This window comes from Streptomyces katrae (assembly GCF_000966975.1).
Taxonomy (GTDB): domain Bacteria; phylum Actinomycetota; class Actinomycetes; order Streptomycetales; family Streptomycetaceae; genus Streptomyces; species Streptomyces katrae.
In genome coordinates, this window is record NZ_JZWV01000832.1 from 1 (window position 1) to 7,352 (window position 7,352).

7 protein-coding genes are annotated in these 7,352 nt (G+C 72.5%); 3 read left to right on the top strand and 4 right to left on the bottom strand.

Translation table 11 applies throughout. From position 1 onward, the window contains the following. On the top strand, positions 1–430 hold a 430-nt coding region (locus VR44_RS27490), incomplete at its 5' end, for a DapH/DapD/GlmU-related protein (RefSeq protein ID WP_045950307.1). A 295-nt stretch (positions 431–725) separates the two neighbouring features. Here the strand turns inward: VR44_RS27490 and VR44_RS47580 are convergent. Continuing rightward, complete coding sequence (locus VR44_RS47580) at positions 726–1,148, bottom strand: hypothetical protein (RefSeq protein ID WP_245692316.1); 423 nt, start codon at positions 1,146–1,148, stop codon at positions 726–728. A 60-nt stretch (positions 1,149–1,208) separates the two neighbouring features. Continuing rightward, positions 1,209–3,050, bottom strand: a complete 1,842-nt coding sequence (locus VR44_RS27505) for an endonuclease/exonuclease/phosphatase family protein (RefSeq protein WP_045950308.1) — start codon at positions 3,048–3,050, stop codon at positions 1,209–1,211. 318 nt (positions 3,051–3,368) lie between these two features. On the opposite strand from VR44_RS27505, the gene VR44_RS27510 reads away from it, so the two are divergent. Together VR44_RS27510 and VR44_RS27515 are read left to right on the top strand one after the other, a co-directional pair. Further along, positions 3,369–4,871 carry a hypothetical protein gene (locus VR44_RS27510; protein ID WP_045950309.1) on the top strand — a complete coding sequence of 501 codons (1,503 nt, stop codon included), beginning with the start codon at positions 3,369–3,371 and terminating at the stop codon, positions 4,869–4,871. Positions 4,872–5,078: 207 nt separating this feature from the next. Further along, on the top strand, positions 5,079–6,536 hold the full coding sequence (locus VR44_RS27515; protein ID WP_045950310.1) for an alkaline phosphatase PhoX: 1,458 nt from the start codon (positions 5,079–5,081) through the stop codon (positions 6,534–6,536). A 36-nt stretch (positions 6,537–6,572) separates the two neighbouring features. Here VR44_RS27515 and VR44_RS46080 read toward each other — a convergent pair whose 3' ends face one another. Together VR44_RS46080 and VR44_RS27520 are read right to left on the bottom strand one after the other, a co-directional pair. Beyond that, positions 6,573–6,749, bottom strand: a complete 177-nt coding sequence (locus VR44_RS46080) for a hypothetical protein (protein WP_169791053.1) — start codon at positions 6,747–6,749, stop codon at positions 6,573–6,575. Positions 6,750–6,862: 113 nt separating this feature from the next. Then, the coding region (locus VR44_RS27520) for a TerD family protein (protein ID WP_045950313.1) at positions 6,863–7,352 on the bottom strand (490 nt) is incomplete at its 5' end.

The following is a 7,352-nucleotide window of genomic DNA, read 5'->3' on the forward strand; positions in this document are numbered from 1 at the left end:
GGGCACCACCGTCATGCACGAGGGCTTCGTCAACTTCAACGCCGGCACCCTGGGCACCTCCATGGTCGAGGGCCGCATCTCGGCGGGCGTCGTGGTCGGCGACGGCTCCGACATCGGCGGCGGCGCGTCCACCATGGGCACCCTCTCGGGCGGCGGCAAGCAGATCATCTCGATCGGCGAGCGCACCCTGATCGGCGCCGAGGCGGGCATCGGCATCGCGCTGGGCAACGAGTGCGTCGTCGAGGCCGGCCTCTACGTCACCGCCGGCACCCGGGTGACCCTGCCGGACGGCCAGATCGTCAAGGCCCTGGAACTCTCCGGCGCCGACAACATCCTCTTCCGCCGCAACTCGGTCACCGGCGCCGTCGAGGCCCGCCCGTACAAGGCGAACTGGGGCGGCCTCAACGAGGTCCTGCACAGCCACAACTGACGCGCGCGGGGCCACCGGCCCCGCCCGTCAGCGCCGAGTGCCCTCCCGGTCGGCCGGGAGGGCACTCGTGCGTCCGGGGGCGTTCAGCCGGGCTGCAGCGTCCAGCGGCGCGAGGGGTACGTGTCGCAGGTGAACCGGACGAGTTCGAGGTTGTTGTCGCTCAGGCCCCCGGCGACGGTGGCGCACTTGTCGGTCTGCAGGTTGACGATCTGGAAGACGCCGTGGATCGATTCCGCCGGGCTGCCGGGCCCGCAACCGAGGTCGCCGCGGCCGCGTGCGGGCCGGCCGGCCGCCGTCAGTGCAGCGGGATGGTGCGGACGAGGCCCGCGAAGGCCTCCTGCTCCGCCTGCGTCAGTTCCACCGACTCCATCGGGTGCCCGGCCGCCGTGCGCTGGGACGGGATGACCGGCAGGCCCTCGTAGGCGTCCGGCTCCGGGTGGTGGAAGCGGCTGTCCCACAGCATGTGGCCGAGGCCGAGCACCCACACGAGGGCGGCCACGAGCAGGACGGCGAGGCCGATTTCCTGGGCGAGGGAGATGGAGGGGAACACGCGGGTCAGGACCAGCACCTCGTTGCGCGGGTCCGCCTCGATATCGGCGAAGGCCCGCTCGTACGCCTCGCCGACCGTGACCGAGGCGGGGTCGGTGACCCGGTCCTCGTCGGCCAGCAGGGCGAGTACGGCGGGCAGGTCCTGGCGGGTGGCGGCGCGGAAGATCATGGGCCGGAGTGTGGCAGAGGGGCCCGGCCGTGGCGGCGGCCGGGCCCCTCCTGGCGGGAGCTACGGACGGAAGCGCAGCACCTGCGGGTCGTGGTCGCTGTTCTGGACCGAGAACTCGGCGTTGATGTGCACGCTGTCGTACGCGTAGTTCTTGATCGCCGGGCTGACCAGGATCTGGTCCAGGACCTGCGTGTTGCCCTGGTAGACGTAGGTGTAACGTTCCGCCTTCGGCAGCGACTTGATCGCCGAGAACAGCGCCCCGCCGTCCTCCAGCGCCTTCGCCGTGTTCGAGAACTCGAAGTCGTTGATGTCGCCGAGGGCGAGGACGTCCGCGTTCTTGTCGGCCGCGAGGATCTGCTTGACGAAGGTGTTGACCGCCTGCGCCTGGAGCAGCCGCTTCTCCTCCGACTTGCGCACCGGGGGCTGGTGCTGCGAGGTCAGGCCCTCGTCGCCGCCCTTGGAGCTGAAGTGGTTGGCGATCACGAAGACCGTGCGGCCGCGGAAGACGAACTCGCCGGCCAGCGGCTTGCGGCTGTCGGTCCACGCCGGGTTCGCCGGGTCGATCCGGCCGGGGGAGTGGGTCAGGGCGGCCTTGCCGTTCTCCTTCTCCACGCCGGTCGCGGTGAGCGCGTCGCCCGCGGCGCGGTCGGTGAAGGAGACCCGGGCGGGGTTGAAGAGGAACACCTGGCGGATGTTGCCGCCGGGCTCGCCGCCGTCCTTGTTGTTCTCGGGGCTGATGGACCGCCACTGGTAGGCCGGACCGCCCGCCGCCGCGATGGCCGCGGTGAACTTCTTGATGGTCTCCTCGGCCGAGACGGTGCCGTCGTTCTTGGCGCCGTTGTCGTCCTGGATCTCCTCCAGGGCCACGATGTCGGGCGAGGCCAGGTTCTGGACGACCGCCTTCGCCAGGTTGTCGAACTTCTCCTGCGGGTCGGTCGGGTCGAGGTTCTCCACGTTGTACGTGGCCACCGCGAGCTCGCCCGGCGACTGGGCCTTGGTCTTCTCGGGGGCGAGGGTGCCCGCCTTGACCGTGCCGAGCGTACGGGCCACCAGGGTGTATCCGCCGAACTGGTTGAAGTCCAGCGGGCCCTCGGTGGTGCCGGTCAGCCGGTCGCCGACGTTGGCCACCGGGAAGGGCTGCTGCGCGAGCGGCGTGAGCTGCTGGATCTGGAGGCGGCCGGTGTTCTGGGACTCGTACGAGCCGTAGAGCGTGCCGCCGCGCTTGACGGTGTTCTCCCAGCCCTTCACCGTCACCCACATCTCCGCGTACGGGTCGGTGGCGCCGACCACGCGGGAGTTGCCGATGCGGACGTTCATGCCCTCCAGGGACTCGTAGTAGTCCAGGGCGTAGCGCGAGGGGTCGAGGGTCAGGCCGTTGATGCTGCCGCCGGCGGCCGGGTCGCCCGCCGGGGCGTACTCCGCCGGGACGGAGTACTCGTTGATGACGGTGGCCTCGGGCAGCGCGTTGTCCTTGGAGACCACGGTCACGGTGGGCTTGGCGATCTGCGTGACGGACTGGTTGCCGGAGGCGGCCCCGCCCGGGACGTACTCGCCGACCGTGCCCGAGACCTTCACGGCGTCACCGACGGCGACGGTCGGGACGGAGCTCGTGAAGACGAAGATGCCCTCGCTGGTGGCGGGGTTGTCGTCGGCGTCGGGGTCCTGGATCCAGAAACCGCGCGAGCCGAAGGTGCGCACGCCCGTGACGATGCCCTGGACGTCGGCGACGGCCTTGCCGTTGAACGGGGATATCCGGGTGGTGCCCTGGATGTCGTGGATGCGTACCGGATCGGCGGACACGGCGCCTTCCGCCGCGTCGGCCGTGCCCGCGAGCAGGCCGGAGGCCAGCGCGGTGGCGACGAGGGCGGCGACGGCGGCGGAACGGGGATGCGATGAGCGCATGGGAGGGAACTCCGGTGTGTGGAGGATGAGGGGGGTGGGATTTGACGGTCCCTTAACGTCTACGCGCGTCAATCTCCTGCGTGACCAGCGAAGTTGTCAAGGTCTACAGGAAATACGACAGGTGACTGTGGGATGAACCGACGGTTCCGGTACGCCGGGCCGCCCCCGGATGCGTCTACGCTTGGTCGCCGCACGAGATCTGACGGTCCCTCCGCGACCGCCTCCGGTCCCACCGCGGCCGATCCGTTCCGTCCCGATTCATCCCGCCGTCCCGATTCGCCCCGCCGTCGCGCGCGCCCGTCCGAGGAGACCCACCCCATGTCCGCAGAGCCGCACTCCACGCTGCCGCCGGTACGGCTGCACTCCGATGCGGAGCTGGCCCGCGACGCCCTCGTCGCCCCGCTGTTCGCCCGCGCCGTCCGCCCCGCCCGCTGGGCCGGGCCCGACACCCGTGTCGACGTCGGCGGCGAACTCGTCGCCGACCAGCTGCCGGCGGCCGCCGAGGTGCTCGGCCTCGACCCCGCCGACGAGGACTCGCCGGTGTACGCGAGCCAGGCCTGGCGGGTGGCCGTGGACACCGGCCTGGTCGACGTGACGGAGCCGGAGGAGGACAGCGGCGACGGCGCGGACGGCGCCGAGCCCGAGTACGGCACCGCCGCGCCCGGGGAGGACCTGCCGCTGCTGGCCTCGGGGGCGCCCGCCGACGTGCTCGACCTGTGGCTGGCCGCCCTGGACACGGTCCTCGCGGACGCCGCCGTGCCCGACCTGGACGACCTGGTCGACGCCCTGGACGCGGGCGGCGACATCGACTTCGACCGGCTCGACTGGAACCCGCAGCGCGAGGCGGACTTCCTCGACGGGGTGCTCGCCAACCTCTACCTGCTCAGCGTCTCCGAGGGCGCCCCCGGCGACGGCCGGGTGCCGCTGCCCGTGCTCGCCGCCTCGATGATCATGTCGGACGACATGGGGGACCCGTCCGACGCCGTCCTGGAGCAGGTCTCGGACGCGATGATGCGCCTGGACGACCAGTTCCGGCAGCTGGAGCCGATCGGGCTCGTCGACTACCAGCCCGTCGACGAGGCCCTGATGGCGGAGGCCGACGACCTCGCCGACGCGGACGCCGTCGCCGGCGGCCCGGGGCAGGCGGAGGACGACGAGGACATCACCCGGTACGGCATGGTCCGGCTGACCCCGCTCGGCCTCTACGGCGTCCGCGCCCGCATGCTGGAGGCCGGTGTCGAGGCCCCCGCCGTCGGGGAACTGGCCGGCAAGGGCGCCGACGCGCTGCTCGACGCCGTCTCCTTCTACCCCGAGGGCGCCGCGCAGGCCGAGATCGAGCAGTGGCTGGCCGGGCGGGACCTGCCCGCCGCCGTCGCCGAACTGCTGGCCGCGGCGCGCGGCGACGACGAGGCCGCCCCGCTGCGCCGGCTGCGCTGCCAGCAGGCCCTCACCCCCGCCGGGCCGGAGGCGGAGCCGGCGGTGCGGGCCGTGCTGGACGACCCGCAGCTCGGCGGGCTGGCCCGGGTCTGGCTGGCCGAGCACGGGGCGGCGGACGTACCGGCACCGGACCAGGAGATGGTGTTCTGGCTGACGGTGGACACCATCGCGGCGCAGCTCGCCGCGGACGGGGAGACCGAGGAGCTGCCGCTGCTCATGCGGAGCCTGACGGAGCACCACGCCGGTTTCTTCGACCAGGTGTGGCGGGTCGAGCACCCGGCGACGGCCTACGTGCTGGAGGCCATGGGGCGGCTGCATCCGGACAAGAAGGCCGCGAAGGAGGCCCGCAAGGCCGCGTTCAAGGCCCGCTCGCGCCGGCCCTGACCTGCCGCACGCCGGGGGAGGGCGCCGGGCGGAGCCGTAGAGGGGGTCACAACAGGCCGTTTCCGCGGCCGGAGTTCGCCATTCCGGCCGGCGGCAAGGGGCCTGTCCGTGTTCGTGGGGAAGTCAGCCGCCGTTCACGTACGGCCGGGAGCGTGTGCGCCGACGACCGTACGTCAGGCGCACCACCTCCCCACCCCTGGAGACCCGATGCCCCTCAGCCGCAGAGACTTCACCGCCCGCACCGCCCTCGCCGGCGCGGGCGTCGCCCTCACCGGAACGGTCGGCGCCCTCGCCACCGCACCCGGAGCGCTGGCCGCCGACGAGCCGGGTCCCGGCGCGGCCGACGCGGCGGAGGGGCACGGCCGCCCGCACGCCCCCGGCTACGGTCCGCTGCTGCCCGACCCGGCCGGACTCCTCGCCCTGCCCGCCGGATTCTCCTACCGCGTGATCACCCACAGCGGTGTCACCACCCTCGACTCCGGCGAGAGCACCCCGTCCAACCACGACGGCACGGCCGCCTTCGAGGGCGCCCGCGGGGTCACCCTCCTCGTCAACAACCACGAACTGAAGGGGCCGCGGGCGAACTGGACCCACCCCGTCCCGCTGACCGAGGGCCTCGTCTACGACCCCGCCGCGTCCGGCGGCTGCACCGTCGTCGAGGTCCGGCGCGGCGGCGAGGTCGCCGAATGGGTGGGCGTCGCGGGCACCTCGACCAACTGCGCGGGCGGGGCGACCCCGTGGGGCACCTGGCTGACCTGCGAGGAGACCGAGGACCTGGCCGGTAAGAACGGCATGACCAAGGACCACGGCTACGTCTTCGAGGTGGACCCCCACGACCGGCGGGCCAACCGTGACCCGCGGCCCGCCAAGGCCTTCGGACGTTACGCGCACGAGGCCGTCGTCATCGACCCGCGCCAGGGCCACGCCTACCTGACCGAGGACGCCTCGGGCCCCAACGGGCTGCTCTACCGCTGGACCCCGCCGGAGGGCTTCCGGCACGGGCGGGGGCGGCTGCGTACCCTCGCCGCGGACGCCGGGGTGCTGGCGGCCGCCAAGTGCTTCGACAAGGCCGGGCAGTTCGTGGACGACCTCTCGCGCGCGACGAGGACCGGGACCGTGTACGGGGTCGACTGGGTGGAGGTCACCGACCGCGACGCCCGGACCCTGTCGGTGCGCAAGCAGTTCGCGGCGGGCGCCGTGACCCGGGCGCGCAAGCTGGAGGGCATGTGGTGGGCCGACGGCGGCGCCTACTTCGTCTCCTCCTACGCGCGCGAGGAGAGCCCGGGCGCCGCGCACGACGGGCAGGTGTGGTTCTACGACCCCAGGCGGCGCACGATCCGCCTGGTCGTCCTCATCGGGGTGAACGCCGACCCCGACGCCGAGGGCGGCTACGACGGCCCCGACAACATCACCGTCTCCCCGTACGGGGGCCTGGTGATCGCCGAGGACGGCAACGGGCTGCAGCACCTGCTCGGGGCCACCGAGTCGGGCCGTGTCTACCCGCTGGCGCGCAACGAACTGAACATCGGGACGCCCGAGAAGCCCGAGTACTCGGAGTTCACCGGGGTCTGCTTCTCCCCCGACGGGCGCACCCTGTACGCCAACATCCAGGAGCCGGGCATCATGCTGGCCATCACCGGCCCGTGGCGGCGCTCCCCGCGCTGACGGGGCCTTTCCCCGTACCAGGGGGAGCGAGGGGGCCTACTGGGCGGTGGCCATCTCCGCGCGGGAGGCCGCGGCCCACTCCTCCAGGAGGAACTCGTACGCCTCCGACGGCCACTCCCCGTCCGCCCAGGTCTCGACGAGGAGCCGTATCGCCTCGTTCGCCTCGGCGGCGGACGGGCGCGCGGGACCCGCGGGCTGGAGTGAAGTCTGCATGCTTCCAAGGCTACGGGCGGGCACTGACAGCCACCTCCGGATTACGCGTGGCATCGGTCACCCGGGCCGCCCCGGCCCGGGCGGCCGATGCCCGCATATGCCCGCCCACCTGCTCAGAGGGCTTCGCCGGCCGGCTTGACCATGCCGCGCACTGTGCGGGACTTCACAAAGTCGCCCATGGCGGTCATCTCCCATTCCCCGGAGAACTGCCGGATCAGCTTGGCCATCATCACGCCCGTCTGGGGCTCGGCGCCGGTCAGGTCGAAGCGGACCAGCTCCTCGTCGGTCGCGGCGTCGATGAGCCGGCAGTAGGCCTTGGCGACCTCCGTGAACTTCTGGCCGGAGAAGGAGTTGACCGTGAAGACCAGGCCGCTGATCTCGGCGGGCAGCCGGCCGAGGTCCACGACGATCACCTCGTCGTCCCCGGCGCCCTCACCCGTCAGGTTGTCACCGGAGTGCTTGACCGAGCCGCCCAGGATGGACAGCTTGCCGAAGTAACAGGCGTCGACGAAGTTGCGCTGCGGGCCGTAGGCGATGACGGACGCGTCGAGGTCGATGTCGCGGCCGCCGAACGCGGGCTCCCAGCCGAGGCCCATCTTGACC